The organism is uncultured Thiodictyon sp., from assembly GCA_903837595.1.
Taxonomy (GTDB): Bacteria; Pseudomonadota; Gammaproteobacteria; order Chromatiales; family Chromatiaceae; genus Thiodictyon.
In genome coordinates this window covers 20,817-44,178 of the sequence record CAILVI010000011.1, presented here as the reverse complement: position 1 = coordinate 44,178, position 23,362 = coordinate 20,817, and the positions used below count along the sequence as shown (strand labels likewise).

Here is a 23,362-nt window from a genome sequence, read left to right as displayed (position 1 = left end):
TTGCGACCGTACCCCACCGGACCCAAAAAATCCATCGGTTACCGCTTGGTATCATGCCCCATCGATCGGAGGTGGCGCCAAACTTAAACCATGGGGCCAGATTATAACAGATTGAGCAAGAAAGGGGTTTGCGGTTTCTGGCCAGGCACTAACATAGCCCGGAAGGAACGGATTTTCTTGCTCGATGTGGGTACTGGGCAGTCCGAGCACCTGCCGCATCGCTTTCAAGATCGCCGGACGCGACAACTCGTAGACGGCACGCAACACCCACTCCAACTCAAGTAACACTGAGTGGGCGATCAGGATGGTCTCGGGGCCAGCCAATAGGTCGGCGGCCTTGCGGGCCTGGACTGGATCGTCATTCGCTGACTCAGATTTCTCAGCAGGGGCCAATCAGGCTTTCTGCCGGAATACCAAGCCCCCGATGCAGACGTCGAATCATCGCAAGGCTCAGCGTGCGCTTGCGCGCAAGCACTTCATATACCCGATGCGGGGGGCCAATATAGGGCTTCATGTCCGCCACCGTCAGGCCCTGTTGCTCCATCCTGAACTTGATAGCCTCGATCGGATCGGGCGGCGGCCCGGGATGGTGTCGCGCCTCATACCCCTTTACCAAGGTCGCCAGCACGTCCAGGGCGGAAGGGTCAGGTCTTGCAATCACGCAGTCGGCAGCAATCACGCGCCGTTTCCCGACTGCCACCGCCGCCGCAGGTCGGCGGCAACACCCGCGCCCATCGCCTCCAGGCTCTTCACCGGACCCGCGTAGCCGGTGCATCCCAGACTCTCCTCGACCGAGGTGGGCTCAAACGGTTTGGTCGCGCGTAGCACCAGGGCGTCGCCTCGGTCTTCAATGAAGAATTCGGTCCCCGCGCCCCAGTGGTGGCGCGCCCGCAGATCGGCCGGTATGACAAGCTGCCCCTTCGTAGAGAGCCGAATAGTTTCCATGGGTTAAGCCCAGGTAAGATTTGACAAGCCTTACTCCAGCACCACTTTCTTCAGGATGCACCCGATCCGGCTGCGGACGACCAATGTGAAACCAGGAGGTGGTGTGAGCGATGAGGCAGCGCTTGCACACACCGAAACAGCGCTGGATTGCAAGACCTGATCCCGAGCCATTGCATGACCCCGAGCCCTGCGCAATCAATATTTCGGAACCAACCCCGCCTGTTTGCAGAGCTCGTTTGCGGTGATGCGATCGAATTGTTTGTGCCGCTTGATCGGAATCACTTTCTTGCCGTCTGTATAGATCGCATGGTTGGCGCCTTCCCGGAGCAAACGGAAGCCATTGGCCTCAAAGTAGCTCACCAAATCACGCCGTTTTACCGACAAGGTCCAACTCCACTGGCAGCTGCTCAAGTAAGGCGTTGCCGACCGGGATTTCCCGGCCAAGGTCTTGGTATGCCTGAACCATCTCGTGCAACGCATCGCGGAGCATTGCCCGGCACTCTTCGAGGGTGGCACCTTCAGTGATGACCTCGGGCCAGTCGATCAACTGACCCATGTAGCCGCCGTGAAAGCAGGTATATCGTGCTGTGTAGGTTTGCAGCATGTTGGTTAACTCTGGTCAGGACAAGGCGGCGGAAGGTTATTCCGCCGGCCCAGTATTCGCCCCACTGGTAGTCGCGTCAAGCCGGACCGGGGGTCCGCCGTGGGGAACAATGCCCCCGGCTGAGAACCGCGAGCCGCCTGACGGCGACTGGCCGACAGGACGTCGGCGCTCCCATGGCCCCGCCTGTCCCCATCCCCACAACGCCGCGGCCTCGCACCTGTCGGCTTGCCGACAAGGCCGCCCTCCCCAGCCAGCTAAGTCACGAAAAATATGCCCGTTTCGCCACGCCGCCGAGTCCGGCACGGGCTTTGCTTTACCGTCTCCAGAGTCAATTTGAAACCCCCGGGCCGGGCGCCCGCGACTTCCTGGAGGTATGTGATGGAGTTGAAGGTGATCGATCCCGGCACGGGTAGCGGCGCCGCGGCTGGTTGTGCGTCGAGCGGTTGCGGCGGCAAGGCCGACGCGCTGGCGCATCTGCCGGAGCATATCCGCGCCAAGGTCCACAACCACCCCTGTTATTCGGAGGAGGCCCATCACCACTATGCACGTATGCACGTGGCAGTGGCCCCCGCCTGCAATATCCAATGCCATTACTGCAACCGCAAGTATGACTGTGCCAATGAGTCGCGCCCGGGAGTGGTGTCGGAGGTTCTGACCCCCAACCAGGCAGTGAAGAAAGTCATCGCGGTCGCTGCCAATATACCTCAGATGACGGTGCTCGGCATTGCCGGCCCCGGCGATCCATTGGCCAACCCCGGGCGCACGCTCGACACCTTCCGCCAGCTATCGGAAAAGGCGCCGGACATCAAGCTGTGCGTCTCCACCAATGGCCTGGCACTCCCGGAGGTGGTGGATGAGCTGTGCGCGCACAACATCGACCACGTGACCATCACCATCAACTGCGTGGACCCGGACGTGGGGGTCAAGATATATCCCTGGATCTTCTGGAAGGGCCGTCGGGTCAAGGGCCGCAAGGGCGTGGCGATCCTGATCGAGCAGCAGCAGAAGGGCCTGGAGATGCTGGTGGCGCGCGGCGTACTGGTCAAGGTCAATTCGGTCCTGATCCCCGGCGTCAACGATGAACACCTCAAAGAGGTCAGCCGCGTGGTCAAGGCCAAGGGGGCCTTCCTGCACAATGTGATGCCACTGATCGCCGAGCCCGAGCACGGCACCTTCTATGGTGTGATGGGCCAGCGCGGGCCGACCCATGAGGAACTCCAGACGCTCCAGGACGCCTGCGCCGGGGATATGAATATGATGCGCCACTGCCGCCAATGCCGGGCGGATGCGGTGGGGATGTTGGGTGAAGATCGGGGGCACGAATTCACGCTGGAGAAGATCGAGACGATGGAGATCGATTACGCCCAGGCCATGGAGCACCGGCGCCAGGTCCATGCCACCATCGAGGCCAATCGGGAGGCGCAGCGCAAGAAGAGCGGCGAGACCTTCATCTCGATCGCCTCCATCAAGCGGACCAAGAAGGAAACGCGTCCGGTCCTGATGGCGGTGGCCACCACCGGCGGCGGGGTGATCAATCAGCACTTCGGCCACGCCCGGGAGTTCTTGATCTACGAGGCGAATGCCACCGATGTGCGCTTCATCGGCGTACGCAAGGTGGAGCTGTATTGTGCCGGAGGGGATACCTGCGGGGACGCGGAAACGGCGCTTGCCAAGACCATCCGCACGCTGTCCGGTTGCGAGGCGGTGCTGTGTTCCAAGATCGGCTATGAGCCCTGGGGCCAACTGGAGGCGGCGGGCATCACGCCTAACGGCGAGCACGCGCTGGAGCCGATCGAGGAGGCGGTCGCCGCGCTCTACCGTGAACTGGCTGCCGCCGGGCGCCTGGAACAGCCGATGCCTGCCGTGGCGAGGATGCGTGCCTGAGTTCGCGCACGCGCACTGACCGTCGGAAGAAGAACGGTCCCCTGCGGACCACTCTTCCGGCGTCCTTAGGCTGAACCCCACCCCGACCCCGCTACGCCGGAAGAGAGGAGACTGACCGATGGCATACCAGATCGTTGAAGGCTGCGTGAACTGCTGGGCCTGCGAGCCATTGTGCCCAAGCCAGGCCATTGTTGCCGCAAAGCCGCATTTCTTGATCGACGCGGCCAAGTGTACCGAGTGCGAGGGCGACCATGTGGCGCCCCAGTGCGCGGGCATCTGCCCGGTCGAGGGGGTGATTCTGGATTCGCTCGGGGTGCCGCTCAACCCGCCCGGGTCACTCACCGGCATCCCTCCGGCCCGCCTGGCCGCGGCCATGGCCGAGATCCAGGCGCGCTGAACCATGGCCACCTTTAACCTACCGGTACCCGGCGAACTGGTCTTCTACGAGAAGCCCGGCTGTCTCTCCAATGCCCGCCAGAAGGCCCGGCTGGTCGCGGTCGGGCACTGTCTGGAGGTCCGCAACCTGCTGCTCGAACTCTGGACCGCGGAGCGCCTGCGACCCTTCTTCGGCACCCGCCCGGTGGCCGAGTGGTTCAACCCCTCGGCGCCGCGCATCCGCAAGGGCGAGGTCCAACCCGCCGCGCTGTCCGAGTCGGAGGCCCTGGCGCTGATGGTCGCCGACCCGCTGCTGATCCGTCGGCCCTTGATCGAGACGGCCGGACTCTACGACTGCGGCTTCGAGCCCGGCCCGATACTGCGAGCCCTGGGGGTCGAACTGGAGGACGGCGAAGACCTGCAATCCTGCTCCCGGGGCGGCGTCGACCCCGTGTGCCCAGAAGGGCATTCGACCGTCTCAATGGCCGCGTCCGCCGAGTCCCCGGGAGTCCGCGGGTGAGCGTCGCGGCTGCCGCATCCGAGACTCCGTTCGAGGTGACGTCGAAGGCCGGCCCTGCGGGCGCCGTCGAGATCGCGCCCGGGGTGCAGTGGATCGGCGCACTGGACCCGGCGTTACGTACCTTCGACATCATCCTGCGCACCGCCAACGGGACGACCTATAACTCATTCCTCGTGCGTGGCGACGCCGGGGTCGCGGTGGTGGATACCGTCAAGCTGGAGTTTTCCGACGACTTCTTTCGCCGGCTGGAGTCGGTTGCCGACTACTCCGAAATCCGGGTCATTGTGCTCAACCACCTGGAGCCCGACCACAGCGGTGCACTCCCGGAGTTGATGCGCCGCGCTCCCCAGGCCCGCCTCTATATCTCGACCCGTGCCACCTCCATGCTGAAGGCGCTGCTCAAGCCCAAGGAGGCGGACCGCCCATTCGAATACGAGACGGTCGGCACCAATGATGAGGTATCGCTCGGCAATCGCACTCTGCGTTTCCTGCATACCCCCTTTCTGCACTGGCCGGACACACAGTGTACCTATCTGGTGGAAGAGGCGGTCCTGTTCTCCGGGGACATCTTCGGCTGCCACTATTGTGACAACAGATTCTTCAATGACTTGGTCGGTGACTTCCGGTTTTCATTCGATTATTACTATGCCCACATCATGCGGCCATTCAAGGCCCATGTGGTGGAGGCACTGAAGCTCATCGAGCCGCTGCGGCTCACGATTGTGGCGCCGACCCATGGCCCCATCCTGCGCGACCGCCCGCGCCGCTATGTTACCCACTATCGGGAGCTGTCCACCTCCAGCCTGACTGAACGGATCGGCAACGAGGACCGCTCGCTCATCGTCTTCTATATGAGCGCCTACGGCAGCACCGCCCGCATGGCGGATGCCATTCGCGCCGGGGCCGAGGAGACGGCGGGGATACGGGTGTCGCTCTATGACCTGGAGGGCGGCGAGACCGGGCCCTTTGTGGACCTGATCGAGGAGGCGGATGCGCTCGCCTTCGGTTCCCCCACCATCAATGGCGATGCGGTGAAGCCGGTGTGGGACCTGCTGTCTTCACTCGCGGTGGTCAATCTCAAGGGCAAGCTCGGCGCCGCCTTCGGCTCCTATGGCTGGAGCGGTGAGGCAGTGCGGATGATCGAGGACCGGATGCGGGGCCTGAAGATGCGTGTGCCGGTACCGGGCCTGCGGCTCAAGCTGATCCCCACCGACGAAGAACTCATCGAGTGCCGCGACTTCGGCCGTCAGCTCGCCACCGCCCTGGTGGGGGGCGAACAGGGGCGGGTGATCGATTTCTCCGAACTTGGATAATTTCTCAACCAGACAATCAGGAGTCTGACACCATGGCAAAAGCCAAAGTAACCTTTGAAGACATCAACCAGACGGTCAATGTCCCGGCCGGAACGCGCCTCATCGAGATCTCGGAAAAGATCGGGGCCGGGATCATCTACGGCTGTCGCGAGGGCGATTGCGGCACTTGCATGACCCACGTCGTCACCGGCTGGAACAATCTCACCGAGCCCTCAGTGCTGGAGGAGAAGGTGCTGCGCGAGAACATGGCCAACCGCCATGACCGCCTTGCCTGTCAGGCGCAGGTCCTGGGCGACTGCACGGTCAAGCCGGCCTGACCCCCATCGCCCTCATCGATCCACCTCAGCTGCCGGAGTAGACCTATGGCACTCGTTACTTTTTCCAGTCCTGAATACAAAGACAAGACCGTTTACGCCGTGGCCGGAAGCCACACCGAGACCGTGCTCAAGCTCGCCAAGGAAAACAAGGTTCCCGTTCACCATGACTGCCAGGACGGCGAGTGCGGCAACTGCGTCGTGCGCGTCACCAGCGTGGACAACAAGAACCAGCGCATGGGTGGCCTGCTGACCGAAAAGGAAAAGGTGGTCCTGCGTCAATTGGGCAAGATCACCCCGGCGCAGCTCGACCAGATGGCCGTGGATGACATCCCCTCCGAATGGCGCCTGGCCTGCCAGATGATCGTGCGCGATGAAGACATCCTGGTGCAGTATTGAGTCCTGCCCGGGTAGCGATTGAGACTCCATGCTCGTCTTGGACCTGACCGCTGAATCGACCGCACCCCCCGCCAGCCGACTGCAGGCGGGGGCGGCTGGCGCCTACCTGGGGCTCGCCGTCGGCGACGCCCTGGGCGCGACGGTCGAGTTCCTGCTCCCCCGTGAAATCCTGGAGCAATACGGCGTCCATCGGGAACTGATCGGCGGCGGTTGGCTTAAGCTGCGTAAGGGCCAGGTGACCGACGATACCGAAATGAGCCTGGCCCTAGGCAAGGCCATCGTGGGTGCCCGCACCGTGGCGGCGGAACCGATCGCCATTGCCTTCAGTTCCTGGATGAAGAGCAAACCGGTGGACATCGGCAATACGGTGCGGCGCGGTATCGCCCATTTCCGTCAGACCGGCGAGACCCAGGTACCGGAGAGCAGCTATGATGCCGGAAATGGCGCCTGCATGCGCTCGCTGCCGATCGCGCTCTGCACCCTGGGCGCAGAGGTTGAGGCAGTCGCCACGGCCAACCGTATACAATCACACATCACCCATCACAACGCGCTGGGAGACGCCGGGACCCTCACCGTCATCCGCATGGTGCAGACCGCGCTCACCGGCGGCACCCTGCGCGACCTCAAGGAGTTGGCCGAGGCCCTGGTCGCGCAAGAGCCCCAATACCGCTATGACCGGCGGCGCATGGAGAACCCGGGCGGATACCTGGCGGAGACGCTCAAGGCCGTCTTCCAGTCACTCTTCGCCACCGACAGTTTCGAGACCGCACTCATCGACGTGGTGAATCGCGGCGGTGATGCCGACACCACCGGGGCCATCCTGGGCATGATCGCGGGCGCACTCTATGGCCATGACGCAATACCGAAGCGCTGGCTCGCGGCCCTGGATCAGAAGGCGGCCGACGACTGCCGCGCGCAGGCGGGGGCACTGCTTGCCTTGTCGCCGCAATGCCGGGGCAGGTGATTCCCGGCTATCGGCTTACAACATGTGGAGCTTGAAGCCACCTCTGAGAGCCGATTTCGGCGTGGTGTTTCGGTCTAAACATGCGATGACTTCTGCCACCCGTGTCCACCCCGAAATATCAGCGGGATACCACTTGAAGGCACAGCACATGCCGGCATTTTGAGCAAATGAGTACCCCCACCGCAACATGCGTCGGCGGCAGTGACGGCCCTTCGTCGTTTTCGACGGGGTATGGCTCATTGATTGGCACGGACTCGTGCCGCCGACTTCCGCATCGGGGACATTTGATCAGTTCCTGCTCGATGACCAATCCCGCAATGACCGCCACGAAGAGAATCACGATCGCCGCCACGGCGATCCCGAGTACCGCTAATACGCAATTGCTCGATGGCGCCAGCCCAGGTGCCACCCTTCTTGTAGTCTGAGCTGACGACCAGGGCGGCGTCAGCCAGCGCATCGATGAGCTTGTTGCGCTGCATGGCGTTGCCGACGTTGAAACCGGCCGCGGGATCATCGGGTGAGATCAGGACCAGCCGCTCTTCCAGCAGGAGGTTGCGGTGCTCGCGGTTGAGGGCGGTGGTCTCCAGGCTGTCGGCCAGGACGCCGGCGGCGTGTCCGTCCGCCGCAAGCGCCCCGCGCATGGCGGCCTGGTCGATCCCGCGGGCGGCGCCGGATACCAGTGTGCGTCCGACCTTGGCGGCGAGCTGGCCGACGGCTTCGGTGTATTGGATCAGTGCCTCATCGACATGGCGGGAACCGACCAAGGCGAGCCCGCCGGTGTCGAGCACGCGCGCGTCCCCGCAGCCATAGAGGATCGCGGGGGCGTCGTCCTTCAGCCGCGATTTGAGCCGCCGGGGGTAGGCGGCATCGGTACGGCTGACCACCCAGATGGCGCGCGCGTGCCAGCGTTCGATCGCCTGGCTCAACTGGAAGCCGCGATCGAGCAAAGCGCGCAGTCGGTCGCGGTCGAGTTGATGGGGGCTGGCGTCGCTCAAAGCCGCGCACAGGATGTCAGCGTCCGGGCCGAGGAGATCCGAGGGCTGGCGGTCATGCTCGCGCAGATACTTGGCGAGCCGTTTGTACTGCCCCGGGGTCAGGAGGTCGGCCGCAGCCTTGCCCCGCCCGACGATGAGCGGCGCGGTCAGGAGCAGGATGGCTTGGGTGTTGGGCGAGAGTGGATGGTTCATTGGTCGTGTCCGGTTAGCGCCAGGGCCAGCGGCCACACCGGGCCGCTGCCGTGTTGACGCAGCAGCCAGGCCGGCACAGTGAAGGTCCAGCGTGAGTCCAACATGTCGTCGACGAGCAAGACCGGGCCGGCGGGGATGCCGGAACCGACCCGAAGCAGTTCAAGTGCGCGCTGGGCGTTGTAAATCATGCTGGCAATCCTGCTCGCTGTGTCGTAAAAACCTGATCAACCGACAGCGAACGATCATACCGAAATTGCACGGAGGGGCCGATAGGCGTCTGCCCCCCGCCCATCACCTGCGCCTCAACCCCCGAGCCCTCCCCCCCATGCGCACCTTCGCCTGTCAGGCCTGCGGCCAGGCCGTCTATTTCGAGAACTGGCGCTGCAACCAGTGCGGCGCCACCCTTGGCTTTCTGCCGGATGCCTTGCGGCTGGTGGCCCTGCAAGAAGACGCGGATGGTTGCTGGACGGCGGCCGCCCCCAGTTCGGCGCTGCACCGCCCCGGCCCATTGGCGCGGTTCCTCAGCCGGCGGCCGGAGCCGCCACCGGGAGACATCGAAGGCCGGCGCTACCGCAAGTGCGGCAATTATGCCGAGCACAACGTCTGCAATTGGATGGTGCCGGCGGAGTCGGACGAGGACCTGTGCATCGCCTGCCGTCCCAACCGCACCATTCCCAACCTGGGTCAGCCGGGCAACCCGCAGAAGTGGTACCGCATCGAGCGTGGCAAGCGGCGGCTGGTGTATGGATTGCTGCGGCTCGGGCTGCCGGTGCGCAGCCGCGAGGAGGACCCCGAGCACGGCCTGGCCTTCGATTTCCTCTCTGCCCGGGAGGCCCCGCCGGATCGACCGGTGCTGACCGGTCATGCCAACGGACTCATTACGCTCAATATCGACGAGGCCGATTCGGCCCATCAGGAGCGTATTCGGGTGGACCTGAATGAGACCTACCGCACCCTGGTCGGTCACTTCCGCCACGAGATCGGCCATTACTACTGGGACATGCTGATCCTGGATGGCGGACGTATCGAGGGCTTTCGCGCCCGGTTCGGCGATGAGCGCAAGGACTATGGCGAAGCACTGGAGGCGCATTATCGCCACGGGCCGCCGGCTGATTGGCAAGACCGCACCATCAGCATCTATGCCAGCAGCCACCCCTGGGAGGACTGGGCCGAGACCTGGGCGCACTATCTGCATATCGCGGACACCCTGGAGACCGCGGCGCACTTCGGTATCGAGGTGGAGTGGTATCTGCCGGACGGCGGCTGCCGCAGCGCCGACCCCGAATTCGACCCCTACACCATCCCCGCCTTTGCGCTCATCATAGACAATTGGCTGCCGTTGACGTTTGCCGTCAATAACCTCAACCGCAGCATGGGCATGCAGGACCTCTATCCATTCGTCCTGCCGCAAGCGGCCATCGCTAAGCTCGCCTATGTCCATCGGGTGGTGCGGGAGGCCGCCGGGCGCCCCTGGGCCTGACCCAAGCAGTGGCCATGATCACGGCGCCCGCACCGGCTGACGGCCGGCGCTTCAGGTCTGGTATCCTCGGCCGGGCAAAAATAGCTGAGTGCCAGATGCCCTAGCCCGCTTTTTCCGTGCCTTCTGGAACCCCCTTAGCTATACCAGATCGCGCGACCGTTCGAAATAAGAACACACTGCTTTCAATCAGCATCCAAGGCAAAATCGGCAACCGAAAACGGTCCGTGCCAAAAAAGATAAGGGCGAGAAACGTAAAATAAGAAACCAATATCCAGCCAACCCATTGAATGCCTTGCGGACGATTCGTTGCAGTAAATAAATCGAGCACCCGAAAACAGAATAGAATCAATAAGGCCAAATAACAAAACTGCGTAACCCCATACAAGGTATATTTCTTCAAAGAAGAATATGTCCTTTGGCCCTGAAAAAAAGACGTCGCCGCGCTCGTTTCCAATAGATACAAATTGGCAAACTTGCCGGGAAGAAGCAAGAACGCATCAACCGGGTGAGTAGAAACAAATGCCACCACCTCTCGCAATAGCACCTGATCTAACTCCGATTCGTTCAAGTGTCTTTCCCGCGCTAACCGTGGAGCATCGAGATCATATCCTCCGGTGGCGCGCGGATTATTGCCGATATACGCATTGATGCCCGTATTTGTTCCCAAAGTAAATCGCCCAAAGACGGAATAATTTCTTAACATCCATGGCGTGAGGCTAATCACGAAAATCAGCCCAAGTACCACAGACGCGGTGACCAGCCGCTTAATCTCCATGCGCTGGATCAGCCAAATTACGGGAACAATACCAACCAGAGCAATTGCCACGCCGCGCGTTAGCGTCAACAAACCGAGGGCTATGCCAATGATGGCAACATGCAAGAGGCGAGGCGGGAAACTTGACAGGATAAAAGAGACGAGCAGCAGCAGTCCCGCCAAGAAAGCAAGATCGCTCATCGCCTGCCCTGTTTGCAATACCAGCGCGGGATAGACGGCAATCGCGATCGTTGCCAATCTTGCAACGACTGCTCCATACTGTCGTTGCGCAATGTAATATGTAGTCAGGATGACTATCGCAGTCGATACGCCCCCCCATATCCAGGCCCAATAAAAATTGGACCCCAGCAGCCTATAAGTCAAAGACAAGAGAAAAGGATATCCGGGCGGACGATACGCCGTTAAGTCACCAATAAAAGAAAACCCGTGTCCCGCCGCCAGGCTCACGGCGACAGCATGGTACCATCTCGCGTCCATGACCGGGTTGTAAGGCAACTCAAGAAAAACGATAAACCGGAGCAGAGCGGCCAATACAAAAACCAGAATCCAAAAGCGCTGACTGGAAATGCACGCAATCCCATTAACAATAGAAAATGCAGACGCGCGAAACCAATCCCATAAGAAAAAGATAGCCGCAGATGCGATTGCGCCAAGCCCAAGCAGCAGCCGGGCAAATTGAAAAATCGCGTCAGGGTTGAGAGAATGCTAGATTTCCTCGCGAAACGAAAAGATCGCTATCTCAGGAAAAAAAACAGCCAATCCACAAAAAGCCATCAACACCAGAAACAGAATGCGAGTCGGTGAGAATGGGGGACGCGGCATGGCGGCAGGACTCACAGGTCGATCAGGGACGAGAGGGGCTGCCCAAGAGTGTCGCACGGGTAAAGACACAGTGCAACCAACGCGACGGCCATCATGAGGTCCCGGTTCATTTTCACATACCGGCTTGGCACGACCGGCGCATTGCCGAGCATGAGGTATTATAGTTGTGGCCCATCCGGCAGTATGACGGTGATGTCATCATTGCTTGTAGTGGGGATCACAGTGTCCGCACCGGACCCGCGCCTGCGAGTGCCGCGCCGAACTCAACGGGCACGGACCGCGGCACGCACGCAACGTAGTACCGTTTATTCCGGCGGCGTGGACCGAACCTGTGCCTTTTGTACAAAGTAACGCAGCAGGAACTCCTCATCCAGAGGCGAGAGGTCGAATCGCTGACACGCCTCTTCCACGCCCCGGGCGGAATGATTGCTGGTGTCCGACAGCCATTGGACCGCCTGCCGCAACCGTTCTTTCTCACTGATCAGCTCGTACTGCATCATTGCCGCATACCTCCGTCGAGCGTGAGGCGGGATGCCGTCCTAATCACCCACCCGGATACAATGCACCACCCGCCCATCCCCCAGCCGGGTCTCCCCCGGATAGTCCCGACTGCACGCCTCGATCGCCTCCGGACACCGCGGATGGAAGTAACAACCGCTGGGCGGGTTCGCCGGCGAGGGCATGTCCCCTTCCAGGCGGATGATCTGGCGCCGGTTGGCCGGGTCCACCACCGGCACCGCGGACAGGAGTGCCCGGGTGTAGGGGTGACGGGGGTCGTCCAGCACCTGATCCACCGGCCCCCGCTCGACCACCCGCCCCAGATACATCACCGCCACCTCGTGGGCCAGGTAGGCCACCACCGAGATGTTGTGGGTGATGAAGAGATAGGCAAGCCCCAGACGGTCTTGCAGGTCCTTCAGCAGGTTGAGGATCTGTGCCTGGACCGAGACATCGAGCGCGCTGGTCGGTTCGTCGCAAACGATCAGCTTGGGCTCCACCGCGAGCGCGCGGGCGATGCACAGGCGCTGGCGCTGGCCACCGGAGAACTCGTGCGGGTAGCGCTCGGCCGCCTCCGGGCTCATGCCGACCAGGTCCAACAACTCGGCCACGCGCGCCAGGCGCCCGACGCGGGTGCGCGCGATGCGCAACGCCTGCAACCCCTCGCCGATGATGTCGCCGACCAGCATGCGCGGGTTCATGGAGGCGAAGGGGTCCTGGAAGATGATCTGCAGGTCCTTCCTGAAGGGCCGCATCCGCCGGTGCCCCAGTCCCCGCAGCTCCCGATCCAGATAGCGCACCGAACCGCCGGTGGGGGGAATGAGCTGGAGAATGCCTTTGCCGACCGTGGTCTTGCCACAGCCGGACTCGCCCACCAGGGCCAGGGTGCGGCCGGCGGGAAGATTCAGGGAGACCCCGTCCACGGCGCGCACCTGGCCGACCACCCGGCGGAAGACGCCGCGCTGGATGGGGAAGTGGACGGCCAGGTCCTCGACCTTCAGCAGGTCGGCGACGGTCGCTGGGCTGGTCGGTGGCGGTGGTACTTCGGGATGAATCGGCCGGGTGGATGCAAGCGCGGGCGGGACGCCCTCGCTCCAGAGGTGGCAGCGCACCCCGCGCCCGGCCGCCAGGTCGGTCCACGCGGGGGTGTCGGTGTGGCACACCGCCAGCACCTCGTTACAGCGCGGGGCAAACCGACACCCGACGAAGGGCTGGTCAAGCGGCGGCACCCGCCCGGGGATCACCGCGAGCCGCCCGGCCCGCTTGTCCGCCCCCGGCAGGCTCTCCATCAGCCGGCGACTGTAGGGGTGGGAGGGGGCGGCGAAGAACTCGGCGACACTCGCCGTCTCCACGATCTCACCGGCATACATCACCGCCAGCCGCTCGGCCGTCTCGGCCACCACCCCCAGGTCATGGGTGATCAGCAGCACCGCCATGTCGGTGGTGCGTTGCAGGTCTTTGAGCAGCCGCAATACCTGAGCCTGGATGGTGACATCGAGTGCGGTGGTGGGCTCGTCGGCAATCAGCAGTTCCGGGTCCCCGGCCAGGGCCATGGCGATCATCACCCGCTGCTTCATGCCGCCGGAGAGTTGATGCGGGTACTCGTGCAGACGCCGCACCGGGTCCGGAATACCCACGGAGTCCAGCAGTTCCAGCACCCGGTCCTCCACCAGTCGGCGCGGGTGGCCATCGTGGGTGCGCACCGCCTCACCGATCTGCTCGCCCACGGTCAGCACCGGATTGAGCGAGGTCTGGGGCTCCTGGAAGATCATCGCCATGCGCCCGCCGCGCCAGCCGCGCATCTGCGACTCGGTCAGGCGCAGCAGGTCGATGTCGGAGAGCCGCACGCTGCCGGCGGCTATCCGCCCGCCGGGCGGCAGCAGGCGCATCAGCGACAGCGCGGTCATGGACTTGCCGCAACCGGACTCGCCGAGCAGGGCAAAGGTCTCACCGCGGTAGAGTGTCAGGTCCAGGCCGTCGACCACCAGCGCCGGCGGGGCGTCGACGGCGGTCCCGATCCGGGTGGTGAGACCTTGGACCTCGAGCAGAATATCGGTCATAGCGTGCTGGCCTCGGGCCTTGGGTGGCATGGGTCACCGGGGACTGCAAGCTTGCCGGTGCCGCGGCGGTGAAGTCAACGCGCCCGCGAGGGCCGCTGTCGTTCGGGGCCGGCAGGGATGCTCCGGATCGCCGTCCTGACCAGCCTCCCAACCGCGGTCACCGCGCCACGCGGCCATTCCCGCGTGCCCTTGTGCCGATCCGCTGCCAAATATAGACTCCCATCAACACTCATGCTGGCGTGTTTCAGGGGGCAAAATGGCAGACGCGAATCCTTTTGTTGGTACCTGGAAGCTGATTTCCTGGGAAGTCACGCAGCCCGATGGTTCCATTGACTACCTCTACGGCAAGGAGGTCATCGGGTACCTGATCTATACGGCCGATGGTTACATGGCCGCCGAGATCATGGACCCCGATCGCCGCCAGAGTGATCCGCACTTCCCGCTGGAAATCGCCTCAGCCCAAACCCTTGCCGATGCGGATCGGGCACGGGCCTACAGCACCTATCTCTCCTATTGCGGCACCTATACCGTGGTGGGCAATACGGTGACGCATCATGTCAAGGCGGGGCTGATCCCCAGTTGGACGGGTTCGGAACAGCCCCGGCCATTCAGGTTTGAACACGGCCGTCTGATCATTGGGACCAGTACCCAGCGGCTGACCTGGGAGCGGGCGGTCCGCCATGGCTGAACTGCGGAAACTGGCGCAAGACGTCTACGTCTTTCTGCAGCCGCCGCTGGTCTGGTACAGCAGCGCCGGGGTCATCATTGGCGAGCGGGAGGTGATCCTGGTCGATAGCCTGACCAATGCCGCCATGACCGAGCGCCTGCGGGCGGAAAACAGTCGGGTGACTGACAAGCCGATCCGCTACCTGATCAATACCCATGAGCACCCCGATCACGTCTATACCAATCATCTGTTCCCGCAGGCCACGGTGATCGGCAGCCAGCGGGGGCGCGCGCAAACCCAGGCCAACCAGAGGGTCCAGAGCGAGCATACGGCGTTGTTTGCCAAATATTTTCCCGACGTGGACTTCGGTGGCGGCTGCTACACCCCACAGGCCATGAGCTTCAGCGGCAGTCTCTGCATCTATCAGGGCGAGCGTGAAGTTCGCGTGCTGGAATTGGGCCCAGGGCATTCCGAATCCGACGTGGTGGTGCATCTGCCCGCAGAAAAGATCGTTTTTTGCGGCGATGTCTTCGTCAACGGCATGCCGCCGCTGCCCGGCGAGGGCCGGGTCACCCAGACCATCGCCAACTACCGCGCCCTTGAGGCCCTGGAAGCCGATCTCTATGTGGCGGGACATGGCGAGCCAGGCACCCTGGCCGACGTGCGCGCCCAGCGAATTCAACTGGAAGGCCACGTTCAGCATGCCCGGGACTGTTTCGAGCAGGGCCTGAGCTATGATGAGGCACTACAGGCGTTTGACGATGATCCCATGCCAGTGGATTTCCGCCGACTGATCATCTTGGCCAGTTATTGGGAGTTCATCGGTCAACGGCCGGCGACTGCTGACCCGGCCAGCCAGAATCACTTGACTCTGATACAGGGTATCGCCAACGAGGCCAAGCGGCGGCGGGGCAGTAAAGGCGCAGGTCAATAGAGGTCCGGATGTCACGCCCTTTCAGGGCTAGACTCCCCAATATCCATCACACCCAGGGCGTTGCCCTGGGCTGGTATGTTCGACCCCGTTGGGGTCGGTCTTCTCGCTCCCACGCTCCGGCCTCTTCTCGCTCCCACGCTCCAGCCTCTTCTCGCTCCCACGCTCCAGCGTGGGAGTGTCGAGCGGGCGCTCCGCGTCCGGTCAGCCGATATGGACGCAGAGCGCCCGCACTTGCTCCCACGCGGGAGCGTGGGAGCCAGATGAGCCAGATGACGGTTGGTCCGCGGGGCGGACCCTACGCGGGCGCCGCGGCTTGGATGTGGCGGATCAGGGCCTGGGCATCGTCGATGTCGCGCTGGGCGCGCTCGCCGTAGCGCTGGAAGCCCTGGAGGGCGGCGCGGGCGTAGTCCAGGGCGTCGGTGTGGCGGTTGGCCTGGAGCAGGGCGATGGCGACGTTGTAGCGGGCTGCGGCTGCGTGATGGTGATCGCCCGCGCCTTCAAAGAGTCGGATGGCCTGCTGATAGTGCGGGAGGGCTTGGTCGAGCTGGCCGATGTTCTTGTAGATCATGCCCAACTGGTTGTGGGCCACGGAGAGGCTGTTCACCGCGTCCGCGGGCAGCAGGTCCAGGGCCTGGTGGTAGTGGCCCAGGGCCTCCCGGACCCGGGTGCTCACCTGTTGCGCATCGCCGGCGGCTTTGGCCTCGTATGCCTGCTCCCAGGCGACCGCGCCCAACTGGGCCAGCGACCGCGCCCGGCCCTGGCGGTCGCCCTCGGGCCGCAGCGCCAGGCTGCGGCGGTACCAGTGCTCGGCCTTGGGCAGGTCGCGCAGGGCGGGGATTCCGCCAGGGCCACGGACGCCGGTGTGCACGTGCCCCAGGTTGAACGCGCAGATGGCCGCTTGGGCGGTCTCCCCGATCCGCTCCAACAGCGCCAGGGCCTCTTCATAGGCAGCGACGCAGTCCGGGTGCTCCTGCCCGCGTCGGATCTCGCCCAGCTCGTGCAGCGATGCGGCCATCGTCCGCAGCCGGTTCCGGTCGTCCCCGTCCAGCCCCGCGGCCGGCCGGGCGAGCAGCGGCTCGGCGCGCTCGCGGTGCCAGTCCACCGCCCGCCGTTGCAGCCGCTCCGCCCCGGCCCAGTCGCGGTCTTCCTCGGCGAGCCGGACCCGGTAGTCGGTGGCCAGACCCCATTGGTCTTCCCGCCCCGGCCGCGGCCCGCCGTCGTCAGCCACCAGGTCGGGCAGCACCGCGGCGACCAGGGCGGCCCACTCGGCGCGACGGCCGGTGTGGCCGTAGAGCTGCCGCAGCCCCTGCATGGGGCCGATGACGCGGTGCCAGAGGCCGTGCCGCCGGGCCAGCCGCCAGGCCTGGAGCAGGTTGGCCTCCTCGGCGCGCAGTGCGCCGATGACCTCGCGGCGGCCGTCGCCGTATTGATCGTGGTAGTAGTTGCCCAGCTCGCCCATGGCCGTGCAGAAGGCCTGGGTAGCGGCCTCGGCGGGTGCGGGTTGCCCGGCGGGTACCGCATCGGTGTCCGCCGGGTCGGGCGGGGCCGGTGCCGCAGCGGCGGCTGGCCAGCAGCGCTCGAACAGCCGGCGGAAGAACCAGGGCAGGGCCGGGTGGATGCGGAAATAGCCGCCGCCCAATGCCTCCAGCAGGCCCAGGCCCGCGGCGCGCTCCAGCAGGGCCATGAGGGCGTTGCGGTCTTGGCCGCGCAGCGCGGGCAGGGACCAGTCGGCGTCCGGACTGCCCATGAGCTGCAACGCATCCACATCGACGAAGCCCTGGAAGAAGACCAGCAGGGCGAGGATGCGCTGTTGGTCGGCATCGAAGGCGCACTCGAAGCCATAGCTCAGCGATGCGGCCAGGGAGCGGTCGCGGTGCTCGCTCTGCGCGTCGGCAAGGCCGGTCTCGCCGGCGCGCAGCCGCCGGACGAAGGCGCCGATGGCGTCGGCATCGGTGCCGGCGGCGCCCAGCCCCTCGGCCAGGGCCTGGCGGATGACGACGAGCAGGGTCAGCGGGTTGCCCTCGGTGAAGCGCAGCAGCGGGCGCCAGTCGGCCACGGCGAGGCGCTTGCCCTGCTTCTGCGCCAGGGCCTCGGCGAAGGCGGCGCGCTCCGCCATGGGCATGGGCGGCACCTGGATGCGCCGGGGCAGGTCGCCGAGCCAGGGGGTCTCCGGGCGGCGGGAGGTGAGCAGGAATCGGGCCTGGGTCTGCCGGGCGGCGCGCAGGAAGGCGAGCAGCTCCGCCTGCTCCGCGGTGGACCAGGCGGACTCGGCGCCCTCCGGAAAGCCGGCCACGGGCTCCAGGTTGTCCCAGACCCAGAGCACGGGCACCTGGGCCAGCACCTGGAGCGCCAGGTCGCGGCGCTGGCCCAGGTCCGCGATGGCACCCCAGGGGATGCCGTGTTGCTCCAGGGCCGGCGCGAAGACCTCGCCGAAGTCGCCGAGGACCTGGTACAGGGGCTTGTGGGTCTCGAAGCTGGTGAAGAGCACCGGACCCACCGCCGCGCCCTCACCGAGGCCGCCGGTGTCGCGATACCAGCGGGCGAACTCGGCGGCGACCGTGGTCTTGCCGGCGCCGGCGTAGGCGTGCAGCAGCACCACGCGGTCGCGGTCGAAGGCGCGGTCCAGGGCCAGCAGGGTCTCGTCGCGGCCGATGAAGCCGATGTCCGGCGGCGGCGGGAGCTGGTCACTGCCCGGCTGTTGGGACGGCTGGCGCTCGCCCCCGTCCGCGCCGGGCGGCGGGCCGAGGCGGAGTCCCCAGCCGCCGGTCTCCCGGGCCTGGGGCAGCAGGCGGATGGGGGCGGCCTCGAAGACCACGGGCACGGGCCAGTCCTGCAACGGGATGTCCTGGTAGGCGATGCGCCGCCGCGGCTCGGCATGGAGCTGTTTGCGGCCCTGGCTCACGGCCGCGCCCAGGCTCTTGCCGCGGACCAGGTTGCGGTAGAGCTCGTAGACGAAGTGCGTGGCGGTGACCACCCAGAGGTTGTAGCGCATGGCTACGACCCCGGTGACGCCGGCGTCCATGACGGCCTGCGCGAGGGAGCCGAAGGCGGGCTCGGCGGCCGCCGGGGTATCGGTCGCCGGGTTGCTCGCGTCAGCCGCGTCGCGCTCCGGGGCCTCGGCATGGGCCGAGCGGCAGGCGTTGAGCACCAGCACCGGGGTGCGCGTCTTGACCAGCAGTTCGCCGATGCGCTCGCCGCTGGTGAAGTCGCTGTTGGTCTCCGAGTTCGGATTCTCGAACAGCAGGAAGCCCTGCGGCCCCTGGCGGCCGGCATCGAAGCGCAGCGCATCGAGCCCGCCCAAGTTCGCCTTGAGCGCCGCGGCGTCGGCATAGAGCCCGTGGCCGTCGAAGTGGCCCACGTGGAAGGGCGCGCCGCCGTGGTCGGCGTCGTGCAGGGTGCGGGAGAGCTGCTCGAAGGTGGGCGGGCGCAGCACGGTGAGGCTCACCTGGCGGCGGGCGGCCGCGTTGAGGCCGCGCACCAGGTGGCTCGCCACGGAGCGGAAGGGCACGTCTTGATCCTCCCGGGGCCGGCAGATGACCAGCAGGATACGGAGCTGGTCCGCCTGCGCCGGCACCGTCGGCTGGCGCCGGGCGTCGCGGTGGCTGCGCACGAACTCGGCGGCCTCCAGCGCCAGCGGGGTGTCGGTGACCGGGTCGCGCAGCAGCTCCCAGGGGATGGCGGTGGCCGCGGCGACGCTGGTGGAGACCTCGATACGGAGCTGACTCAGCGTGTCCTTGGCGCGGGCCCACCATTCGATCATCTTGCGTGTGTCGAAGAGCTGCTCGAACAACTCCCGGCCGATCTCGGCCAGGCGCTGCTCGGTGCGGGCGGCGATGCTGGGGTTGGGGTCGAAGGGCTGGTCGAGGTAGTCCTCCAGGTACCAGCGCAGCGCCTCCCGGTCGGCCGGCGAGAGCCGGTAGTCGATGTCCACCGCGTGCTGGAGCGTCAGCCCCGGCAGGTCGCTGAAGACGGTGATGCGGTAGCGATGGTTGCCCAGCTCGGACTGCTGGAGGTTGAGGGTCTGCATGCTGCTGTGCTCCCGGCGCCCGCACGGCGGCGCCCCTGTCCTTTGATCGATTGAGGCTTAATCTTAGCGCACGGGCCGGCGTGAGGCCGCGCGGCCTTGATCATCGTTCCGGCCAGCGTGGAGTCCAAAGCTTCAGCCTTGGCTGGACAGGACCAAGGCTAAAGCCTTGGACTCCAGAAGATGGCCGCTGGTTGGAACGATGATCAAGGCCGCTGCGCCCACCGGGCTTGAGTCTCTTGGAAGCGGCGCCAACTCGATGCGTCTTGGCCTGCGAACGGGCATCATAACCACGGTCGGGACCACCCTCCAGACCGCCGTCGTGGCACCATGCACGATCTTATTGGTGCTTTCTCCACCACCCCAGCCCCGAGCCATTCGCGATTCTCGACGATCCTTTGCAAGAGGAACCCATGGCGGCCATCCAACCACGTCTGTGCGGATTGGGTGTCCGTCCCGCTTAAGTGTCTTGAATAACCTAGGGTGATGACAAAGCCAATGTATCTAAACAGTGTGGGTCTACTCGTCGGGACCGTTTTCTTTGCCTTTTCTCTGGCGCCCTCGCTGCTGCCAAGGCCGTTCTTCATTCAGGGCATTCTTTCCGGCCTGTCATTTTCGGCCGGCTATGGTCTGGGCGTTGCCACGGTCGCCCTGTGGAACTCGCTGCAATTGCCGGTGTGGCGCGAACGTACCGCGATCATCATCAAGTCCGTCGCAGCGCTGCTCTGCCTCTTGGTCGCGGTGAGTTTTCTGTGGCAGGCAACCCATTGGCAAAACGCGCTTCGCGAACTGATGGGCATGGAGGCGTCAGCCGGCCTGCAACCAGTGATGCTCGGCCTGATCGCGGTGGTGTTGTTCGCGCTCCTGCTGGCGCTCGCGCGCGCGTTCCGCTGGGTGTTGCGGATGCTTTCGGTCAAACTGCGGCGTTTCGTGCCGCCCAGAGTGTCAAATCTCCTGGGTATTGTTGCTGCCGTGGCGCTGTTCTGGTCCGTGATCGACGGCGTCTTGCTGAGCGGCCTGCTGCGTGTGGCCGATCGTTCGTTTCAGCAACTCGATGCGCTGATTCAGGACGATTTGCCGCGTCCCACCCGTCCCGACCAGACCGGAAGTCAGGCTTCTCTGATCAATTGGGAAGACCTCGGCCACCAGGGCCGCCGTTTCGTTGCCGGCGGGCCCGACGCCGAAGACCTGAGCCGCTTTTTTTCCGCCCCGATGCCGGCGCCGATTCGCGTCTATGTCGGCTTGAACTCAGCCGACAGTCCCGAGCAGAGGGCACGTCTGGCGCTGGATGAGTTGAAGCGCGTGGGCGGCTTTGAACGCTCGGTCCTGCTGCTGGTGACACCGACCGGCACCGGCTGGATCGATGCATCAGCGCAGGATCCGGCCGAGTACCTGCATCGTGGCGACATTGCCACGGTGGCGGCCCAGTACTCCTATCTGAACAGCCCGCTCGCACTGCTGACCGAGGGCGCGTATGGCGCCGAGATGGCCCGCGCACTGTTCTCGGAGGTTTATGGCTACTGGCGCAGCCTGCCCCGCAACGCGCGGCCGCGGCTCTACCTCAACGGATTGAGCTTGGGTTCATTGAACTCCGATCGTTCGTTCGATCTTTACGACATCATCGATGACCCATTCAACGGCGCACTCTGGAGCGGCCCACCCTTCCGCAACGACGCCTGGCGGCGGATGACCGAGCAGCGCGATCCCGGATCGCCCGCGTGGCTGCCCCGCTTTCGCGGCGGGTCGGTGGTGCGGTTCATGAACCAGGACGGCGGACTGGACAGGGGCGACCAACCCTGGGGGGCCTTTCGGATCGCCTTCCTCCAGTACGCCAGCGATCCAATCACCTTCTTCAGTCCGCAGTCGGCGTGGCGTGAGCCGGATTGGCTCAAGGCACCCCGCGGCCCCGACGTATCGCCTGACCTGCGCTGGTTTCCGCTCGTGACGATGCTGCAACTGGTTGCCGACATGGTGGCGGGCGTCAGCCCGAAAGGCTTCGGTCACGAATTCGCGCCGGCACACTACATCGACGCCTGGCTGGCGCTGACCCAACCACCCGGCTGGAGCGACGCCGAGGTGACCCGGCTAAAGACGATCTTCAAATGAACGGCGAACGGCGAGGTTGGACCCCGGCTTCTCAGGCACCAGGGAGTATGCCGTGTTGAAGGCTGGCATTCCGACCCGGGAGGTGCTGAAATCCTCACGCCCCAAGAAACCGACCAACCGATGACGAGGTCCCCTATGAAGACCGGACTCCACTAACGTGCGGCCGTCGCGCTCTGCGCCCTAACCCTGGCCGCCCAGACCGCCCAGGCCGCCGATCAGGTCATGCTGGTGCTGGACGCCTCGGGCAGCATGTGGGGCCGACTGGATGGGCGGTCCAAGATGGACATCGCCAAGCAGGCACTGAAGGACCTGCTGGCAGACTGGCCGACGGACCGCGAGGTGGGGCTGGTGGTCTATGGACACCGCAGCAAGGGGGACTGCAACGACATCGAGACGGTGGTACCGGTTGGACCGCTGGATGCGGCCGCCCTGGGAAAGCGGGTGGACGGATTGGTGCCCAAGGGCATGACCCCGCTCTCGGCGGCGGTGAAGCAGGCCGCCGAGGCACTCAAGTTCGCAGAGAACAAGGCGACGGTGGTGCTCCTGAGCGACGGCAAAGAGACCTGCGACATGGACCCCTGCGCGCTGGGTGCCGAGTTGGAAAAGCTGGGTGTGGACTTCACCGCCCACGTCATCGGATTTGACGTCGCCAAGCTGGAGGACCAGAAGGGCCTGCGCTGCCTGGCGGAGGCCACCGGCGGTCGCTTCATCGCCGCCGCCGATGCGGCCGAGCTGAACCAGGCGCTGAGCGAGACGGCCAAGGTCAGCCAGCCCGTCGCGCCGCCGCCGCCCAGGCCCGCGCCGCCGCCCCTGCCCAGGGTGGAACTGGTCGCCCCCGACTCGGCCCTCAAGGGCACCCTGGTCCAGGTGGAGTTCAAGGGCGAGGAGGGACACACGGGCTATGTCTATCTGTTCCCCAAGGGGCGGGACCGGGACCTGGGGTTCGGTGGCGTGAGGCCGGCGCCCACGGGCGGCTATCGGCCGGTGGAAATCCGACTGCCCGCCCAGCCGGGTCCTTATGTGCTCAAGTGGCTAGGGGAAGACAAGCGGGTCTACGCGGAGCGGCCACTGGCCGTGGTGGAGTCGGACGTGCGTCTCTCCGTTCCGGAATCCGCCACCGCCGGCACCCTGCTCAAGGTGGGGCTTGAGGCCCCGGAGGGGCTGGACGGCTATGTCTATCTCTACCCCAAGGGTCGCACCCAGGACCTGGGCTTCTGCGGCGCCCATCCGGCCCGTACCGGGGGCTACCAGCCCTGCGAGCTGCGACTCCCGGCCGACGCGGGCGATTACGACCTGAAATGGCTGAGCGCCAGAAAGGAGTTGCTGGCGCGGGCGCCCCTGGCCCTGGTCCCGGCCGAGGCGGGCCTGGCGGCTCCGGAATCGGCGGTGGCCGGGACCCTGCTGCGGGTGGGCATCCGGGCCAGCGAAGGCCTCGCTGGCAATGTGCGGCTGGTCGCCAAGGGCAAGGACATCGTCATTGTCTAGGCCGGA

At 65.0% G+C, this 23,362-nt stretch carries 23 protein-coding genes; 12 read left to right on the top strand and 11 right to left on the bottom strand.

Going from position 1 to position 23,362, the window contains the following annotated elements:
* Window positions 1-51: 51 nt before the first annotated feature.
* The 5 genes from QZY44_RS00830 to QZY44_RS00810 all read right to left on the bottom strand — a co-directional run bounded on the left by QZY44_RS00830 (window position 52) and on the right by QZY44_RS00810 (window position 1,549).
* Window positions 52-393, bottom strand: coding sequence for a hypothetical protein (locus QZY44_RS00830; RefSeq protein WP_295440868.1), 342 nt, complete (start codon window positions 391-393; stop codon window positions 52-54).
* Window positions 380-679, bottom strand: coding sequence for a transcriptional regulator (locus QZY44_RS00825; protein WP_295440866.1), 300 nt, complete (start codon window positions 677-679; stop codon window positions 380-382). Before QZY44_RS00825 ends, QZY44_RS00830 begins: the two co-directional genes overlap by 14 nt.
* On the bottom strand, window positions 676-945 hold the full coding sequence (locus QZY44_RS00820) for an AbrB/MazE/SpoVT family DNA-binding domain-containing protein (protein WP_295440863.1): 270 nt from the start codon (window positions 943-945) through the stop codon (window positions 676-678). The genes QZY44_RS00825 and QZY44_RS00820 overlap by 4 nt, the downstream gene beginning before the upstream one ends.
* 195 nt (window positions 946-1,140) lie before the next feature.
* Window positions 1,141-1,305: a type II toxin-antitoxin system HicA family toxin gene (locus tag QZY44_RS00815; protein ID WP_295440860.1), complete on the bottom strand. Its 165-nt coding sequence runs from the start codon at window positions 1,303-1,305 to the stop codon at window positions 1,141-1,143.
* A 4-nt stretch (window positions 1,306-1,309) separates the two neighbouring features.
* The gene (locus QZY44_RS00810; RefSeq protein WP_295440858.1) at window positions 1,310-1,549 is read right to left on the bottom strand and encodes a type II toxin-antitoxin system HicB family antitoxin; all 240 of its coding nucleotides are present in this window, start codon (window positions 1,547-1,549) and stop codon (window positions 1,310-1,312) included.
* A 378-nt stretch (window positions 1,550-1,927) separates the two neighbouring features.
* Here QZY44_RS00810 and nifB point away from each other — a divergent pair, with 378 nt between their 5' ends.
* The 7 genes from nifB to draG all read left to right on the top strand — a co-directional run bounded on the left by nifB (window position 1,928) and on the right by draG (window position 7,318).
* Window positions 1,928-3,433, top strand: coding sequence for a nitrogenase cofactor biosynthesis protein NifB (nifB, locus tag QZY44_RS00805; protein WP_295440855.1), 1,506 nt, complete (start codon window positions 1,928-1,930; stop codon window positions 3,431-3,433).
* Window positions 3,434-3,551: 118 nt separating this feature from the next.
* Window positions 3,552-3,830, top strand: a complete 279-nt coding sequence (locus QZY44_RS00800) for a ferredoxin (RefSeq protein ID WP_295440852.1) — start codon at window positions 3,552-3,554, stop codon at window positions 3,828-3,830.
* Window positions 3,831-3,833: 3 nt separating this feature from the next.
* Window positions 3,834-4,328 carry an ArsC/Spx/MgsR family protein gene (locus QZY44_RS00795; protein WP_295440849.1) on the top strand — a complete coding sequence of 165 codons (495 nt, stop codon included), beginning with the start codon at window positions 3,834-3,836 and terminating at the stop codon, window positions 4,326-4,328.
* 35 nt (window positions 4,329-4,363) lie between these two features.
* Window positions 4,364-5,641 (top strand): FprA family A-type flavoprotein, encoded by a 1,278-nt coding sequence (locus QZY44_RS00790; RefSeq protein ID WP_295440877.1) that lies wholly within the window; start codon window positions 4,364-4,366, stop codon window positions 5,639-5,641.
* A 32-nt stretch (window positions 5,642-5,673) separates the two neighbouring features.
* Entirely contained in the window at window positions 5,674-5,958 is a 285-nt protein-coding gene (locus QZY44_RS00785) for a 2Fe-2S iron-sulfur cluster binding domain-containing protein (RefSeq protein WP_295440846.1), read from the top strand.
* Window positions 5,959-6,003: 45 nt separating this feature from the next.
* Window positions 6,004-6,354, top strand: coding sequence for a 2Fe-2S iron-sulfur cluster-binding protein (locus tag QZY44_RS00780; RefSeq protein ID WP_295440844.1), 351 nt, complete (start codon window positions 6,004-6,006; stop codon window positions 6,352-6,354).
* 28 nt (window positions 6,355-6,382) lie between these two features.
* On the top strand, window positions 6,383-7,318 hold the full coding sequence (draG, locus tag QZY44_RS00775) for an ADP-ribosyl-[dinitrogen reductase] hydrolase (RefSeq protein WP_295440841.1): 936 nt from the start codon (window positions 6,383-6,385) through the stop codon (window positions 7,316-7,318).
* 236 nt (window positions 7,319-7,554) lie between these two features.
* On the opposite strand, the gene QZY44_RS00770 is transcribed toward draG, so the two are convergent.
* Window positions 7,555-8,505, bottom strand: a complete 951-nt coding sequence (locus QZY44_RS00770) for a DNA-processing protein DprA (protein WP_295440838.1) — start codon at window positions 8,503-8,505, stop codon at window positions 7,555-7,557.
* Window positions 8,502-8,693, bottom strand: a complete 192-nt coding sequence (locus tag QZY44_RS00765) for a hypothetical protein (protein ID WP_295440836.1) — start codon at window positions 8,691-8,693, stop codon at window positions 8,502-8,504. The genes QZY44_RS00770 and QZY44_RS00765 overlap by 4 nt, the downstream gene beginning before the upstream one ends.
* A gap of 137 nt (window positions 8,694-8,830) precedes the next feature.
* Between QZY44_RS00765 and QZY44_RS00760 the strand changes: the two genes are divergently transcribed.
* Window positions 8,831-9,985, top strand: a complete 1,155-nt coding sequence (locus QZY44_RS00760; RefSeq protein WP_295440833.1) for a putative zinc-binding metallopeptidase — start codon at window positions 8,831-8,833, stop codon at window positions 9,983-9,985.
* A gap of 100 nt (window positions 9,986-10,085) precedes the next feature.
* On the opposite strand, the gene QZY44_RS00755 is transcribed toward QZY44_RS00760, so the two are convergent.
* The 3 genes from QZY44_RS00755 to QZY44_RS00745 form a co-directional block, all read right to left on the bottom strand.
* The gene (locus QZY44_RS00755; protein WP_295440830.1) at window positions 10,086-11,291 is read right to left on the bottom strand and encodes a glycosyltransferase family 39 protein; all 1,206 of its coding nucleotides are present in this window, start codon (window positions 11,289-11,291) and stop codon (window positions 10,086-10,088) included.
* Between the two features lie 596 nt (window positions 11,292-11,887).
* Complete coding sequence (locus QZY44_RS00750) at window positions 11,888-12,082, bottom strand: hypothetical protein (RefSeq protein WP_295440828.1); 195 nt, start codon at window positions 12,080-12,082, stop codon at window positions 11,888-11,890.
* Between the two features lie 39 nt (window positions 12,083-12,121).
* Entirely contained in the window at window positions 12,122-14,140 is a 2,019-nt protein-coding gene (locus QZY44_RS00745; protein WP_295440824.1) for an ABC transporter ATP-binding protein, read from the bottom strand.
* 256 nt (window positions 14,141-14,396) lie between these two features.
* Between QZY44_RS00745 and QZY44_RS00740 the strand changes: the two genes are divergently transcribed.
* Complete coding sequence (locus QZY44_RS00740; protein ID WP_295440821.1) at window positions 14,397-14,828, top strand: lipocalin-like domain-containing protein; 432 nt, start codon at window positions 14,397-14,399, stop codon at window positions 14,826-14,828.
* Window positions 14,821-15,741: an MBL fold metallo-hydrolase gene (locus tag QZY44_RS00735; protein ID WP_295440818.1), complete on the top strand. Its 921-nt coding sequence runs from the start codon at window positions 14,821-14,823 to the stop codon at window positions 15,739-15,741. Before QZY44_RS00740 ends, QZY44_RS00735 begins: the two co-directional genes overlap by 8 nt.
* A 295-nt stretch (window positions 15,742-16,036) precedes the next feature.
* Here the strand turns inward: QZY44_RS00735 and QZY44_RS00730 are convergent, their stop codons facing one another.
* Window positions 16,037-19,768 carry a tetratricopeptide repeat protein gene (locus tag QZY44_RS00730; protein WP_295440815.1) on the bottom strand — a complete coding sequence of 1,244 codons (3,732 nt, stop codon included), beginning with the start codon at window positions 19,766-19,768 and terminating at the stop codon, window positions 16,037-16,039.
* A gap of 483 nt (window positions 19,769-20,251) precedes the next feature.
* Between QZY44_RS00730 and QZY44_RS00725 the strand changes: the two genes are divergently transcribed.
* Complete coding sequence (locus tag QZY44_RS00725; protein ID WP_365302899.1) at window positions 20,252-21,871, top strand: alpha/beta-hydrolase family protein; 1,620 nt, start codon at window positions 20,252-20,254, stop codon at window positions 21,869-21,871.
* A 222-nt stretch (window positions 21,872-22,093) separates the two neighbouring features.
* On the top strand, window positions 22,094-23,356 hold the full coding sequence (locus QZY44_RS00720; RefSeq protein ID WP_295440809.1) for a VWA domain-containing protein: 1,263 nt from the start codon (window positions 22,094-22,096) through the stop codon (window positions 23,354-23,356).
* The last annotated feature ends 6 nt before the right edge of the window (window positions 23,357-23,362 follow it).

What these genes read in the sequence shown, in the direction of transcription:
- QZY44_RS00820 (WP_295440863.1), bottom strand. Translation starts at nt 945, where the DNA reads ATGGAAACTATTCGGCTCTCTACGAAGGGGCAGCTTGTCATACCGGCC.
- QZY44_RS00810 (WP_295440858.1), bottom strand. Translation starts at nt 1,549, where the DNA reads ATGCTGCAAACCTACACAGCACGATATACCTGCTTTCACGGCGGCTAC.
- nifB (WP_295440855.1), top strand. Translation starts at nt 1,928, where the DNA reads ATGGAGTTGAAGGTGATCGATCCCGGCACGGGTAGCGGCGCCGCGGCT.
- QZY44_RS00800 (WP_295440852.1), top strand. Translation starts at nt 3,552, where the DNA reads ATGGCATACCAGATCGTTGAAGGCTGCGTGAACTGCTGGGCCTGCGAG.
- QZY44_RS00795 (WP_295440849.1), top strand. Translation starts at nt 3,834, where the DNA reads ATGGCCACCTTTAACCTACCGGTACCCGGCGAACTGGTCTTCTACGAG.
- QZY44_RS00785 (WP_295440846.1), top strand. Translation starts at nt 5,674, where the DNA reads ATGGCAAAAGCCAAAGTAACCTTTGAAGACATCAACCAGACGGTCAAT.
- QZY44_RS00780 (WP_295440844.1), top strand. Translation starts at nt 6,004, where the DNA reads ATGGCACTCGTTACTTTTTCCAGTCCTGAATACAAAGACAAGACCGTT.
- draG (WP_295440841.1), top strand. Translation starts at nt 6,383, where the DNA reads ATGCTCGTCTTGGACCTGACCGCTGAATCGACCGCACCCCCCGCCAGC.
- QZY44_RS00770 (WP_295440838.1), bottom strand. Translation starts at nt 8,505, where the DNA reads ATGAACCATCCACTCTCGCCCAACACCCAAGCCATCCTGCTCCTGACC.
- QZY44_RS00765 (WP_295440836.1), bottom strand. Translation starts at nt 8,693, where the DNA reads ATGATTTACAACGCCCAGCGCGCACTTGAACTGCTTCGGGTCGGTTCC.
- QZY44_RS00760 (WP_295440833.1), top strand. Translation starts at nt 8,831, where the DNA reads ATGCGCACCTTCGCCTGTCAGGCCTGCGGCCAGGCCGTCTATTTCGAG.
- QZY44_RS00750 (WP_295440828.1), bottom strand. Translation starts at nt 12,082, where the DNA reads ATGATGCAGTACGAGCTGATCAGTGAGAAAGAACGGTTGCGGCAGGCG.
- QZY44_RS00745 (WP_295440824.1), bottom strand. Translation starts at nt 14,140, where the DNA reads ATGACCGATATTCTGCTCGAGGTCCAAGGTCTCACCACCCGGATCGGG.
- QZY44_RS00740 (WP_295440821.1), top strand. Translation starts at nt 14,397, where the DNA reads ATGGCAGACGCGAATCCTTTTGTTGGTACCTGGAAGCTGATTTCCTGG.
- QZY44_RS00735 (WP_295440818.1), top strand. Translation starts at nt 14,821, where the DNA reads ATGGCTGAACTGCGGAAACTGGCGCAAGACGTCTACGTCTTTCTGCAG.
- QZY44_RS00730 (WP_295440815.1), bottom strand. Translation starts at nt 19,768, where the DNA reads ATGCAGACCCTCAACCTCCAGCAGTCCGAGCTGGGCAACCATCGCTAC.
- QZY44_RS00725 (WP_365302899.1), top strand. Translation starts at nt 20,252, where the DNA reads ATGACAAAGCCAATGTATCTAAACAGTGTGGGTCTACTCGTCGGGACC.
- QZY44_RS00720 (WP_295440809.1), top strand. Translation starts at nt 22,094, where the DNA reads ATGCTGGTGCTGGACGCCTCGGGCAGCATGTGGGGCCGACTGGATGGG.